1 protein-coding gene is annotated in these 1159 nt (G+C 42.7%); it reads right to left on the bottom strand.

Features of this window, described 5'->3' with window-relative positions:
* Positions 1 to 140 precede the first annotated feature (140 nt).
* On the bottom strand, positions 141 to 971 hold the full coding sequence (locus L696_RS0107665; RefSeq protein ID WP_025683121.1) for a phage major capsid protein: 831 nt from the start codon (positions 969 to 971) through the stop codon (positions 141 to 143).
* Positions 972 to 1159: the final 188 nt, after the last annotated feature.

Raw genomic sequence — 1159 nt, 5'->3', positions numbered from 1 at the left:
GTGACTTCCCATGTGCAGCCTGTTTCCTGATTCAAATACCACATCTTATCACCCTCCAAAAATAAAAATAGGGCATCCAAAACGGACACCCCGAACGTGTTTCTTCTATTACAATGTGTTGTCATATCATCCATTTTCAATTATGACTTATTGGCTGTGAGTACAGCGAGGGCTTCAGGCTTGATACATTTGGCTCCAAACACCTGTAAACCTTTCACCGCATCTGAAAATTGTTTCTCTGGTCTGAACGCCTCCACTGAATCCACTTGACCTGCAAACGAAATGGCGCTCTTATGACCCGCAATAATTTTATACTTGGCTCCTGTGGTATTCGGCACATTGTTGGATTTATATACCGTCATGCCATCAATATCTCCGACATAACCTGTACGGATAATGTTCGGGTCTTTGGTAAAACGTGCATCTTTCAGCAGCAAGCCATAGTACCATGCGGGAACCACCACAAATCGTTCCGTTTCAGGCACATTGTTCTCATCCAGCAGCACGCCAAGATCAATCAGCAAATCATAGGCTGTATCTTTGGTTGGAACAATAGGCGCAGTATCATTGCCCATCGTATTCTCAGCTTTTACCTCTGTGTAAAATCCAGCAAGATACTGATCCACCACATTGGCGAGTCCATACGAAGCTTCCACGATTCCACCATCCAGCAAATTCACATTCGCTTGTGCAGCATCTACATCATCGACTTGAAAATTAAAATACTTCGCCTGATCAATCACCAACGTTTTTTGCGTAGCATCCAGTTCCTGTGGATTACCGATTCCTGCAGCTTTATCATAATTGCCAATCGTCACCGCTCCAATCGAATTGATTTTTACTGTGGAGCCTTGACCTTGAATCTCACCTTCGTAATCGATGTTGACCACATTACCGTACACCAAATTCTTCTTCAAACTTTCATTTAAACGTGCGCTCCAAATGGTAGGAATAAAATTTTGTACTGACATATCTAATCACCCTGTCCTTTTCTATTGATTATTATTTGTTTTGTAATACTTGTTTGACTTGATCCCAATGCTGATTAATCTCGTTCGGGGACATTCCTTTAATCGAATCCAATGTGAATGTGTTACCTGTTGAACCAGCCGGAGGGGTATATCCATCCCCTTTGAGCCGTTGCTCGACTTGCTGTTGG

Source organism: Paenibacillus maysiensis (assembly GCF_000520815.1).
GTDB lineage: Bacteria > Bacillota > Bacilli > Paenibacillales > Paenibacillaceae > Paenibacillus > Paenibacillus maysiensis.
This window is presented reverse-complemented; position numbering and strand designations above follow the sequence as displayed.

Coding starts and splice junctions, on each gene's coding strand:
- L696_RS0107665 (WP_025683121.1), bottom strand. CDS start 971: ATGTCAGTACAAAATTTTATTCCTACCATTTGGAGCGCACGTTTAAAT.